The sequence below is a fragment of the Acidovorax facilis genome, assembly GCF_023913775.1.
In the GTDB taxonomy this organism is placed as follows: Bacteria; Pseudomonadota; Gammaproteobacteria; order Burkholderiales; family Burkholderiaceae_C; genus Acidovorax; species Acidovorax facilis.
In genome coordinates this window covers 1-786 of sequence record NZ_JAMXAX010000317.1, presented here as the reverse complement: position 1 = coordinate 786, position 786 = coordinate 1, and the positions used below count along the sequence as shown (strand labels likewise).

The following is a 786-nucleotide window of genomic DNA, read 5'->3' as shown; positions in this document are numbered from 1 at the left end:
CATCTTTCCTGAATCCATCACCTTGCTCGCGACTGTAGCCCGCGGCCGGGTGCCGTCAAGGCGCGCAGGGCCGTGTCCTCGGCTGCGCCTGCGGGCCGCACCCACCCTGCGCTTGTTTCCTTGACGGAACCCGGCCGCGCGCTCCTGACCGTCGCGGGCGACGAACTCAGGAAAGACGGTGGCAACGAGGCCAACCGGGTTCTTCGTGCCGACCCCACCGGAAGCCCGAAGAGGGCTCTGAATCTAGGAATCCGGTGAGGCTTCTTCAACAGCCAACTTCGTCAGGAGAAATCACCATGCAACTGGCATCCCGTTTCGCACCGCAATCGCCGGTGCTGCGCTCCGAACATCCCTTGTCGGATGACCAGATCAGGGCTGTGGCCCCGTCCATCTTCGCGCAGGCCCCACACGGCAGCCGCTCCGAGCGCTACAGCTACATCCCCACGGCCACCGTGCTGCAGGAACTGAGAGGGGAGGGGTTCCAGCCTTTCATGGTCTGCCAGACCCGTGTGCGCCAGGAAGGGCGGCGCGACTTCACCAAGCACATGATCCGGCTGCGCCACGCGAGCCAGATCAATGGCCGCGAGGCCAACGAAATCATCCTGCTCAACTCCCATGACGGCACCAGCAGCTACCAGATGCTGGCAGGAATGTTCAGACTATGTCCCGTTGGGCATAGGCGGAACTATGTCCAGCATCGAACTATGTCCAGTGCTACGTTGACCCGCCTCGTAAAGGCGGCCATGCAACACGGGACATAGGAGGCAGCGGCTAGAGACTCTTCAA

Annotated in this window: 1 pseudogene; it reads left to right on the top strand. The window is 62.7% G+C overall.

The window, feature by feature from the left end:
* Positions 1-296: 296 nt before the first annotated feature.
* A pseudogene (locus tag NFX52_RS30385) lies at positions 297-659 on the top strand (DUF932 domain-containing protein); the annotation flags it as partial.
* Positions 660-786 lie beyond the last annotated feature (127 nt).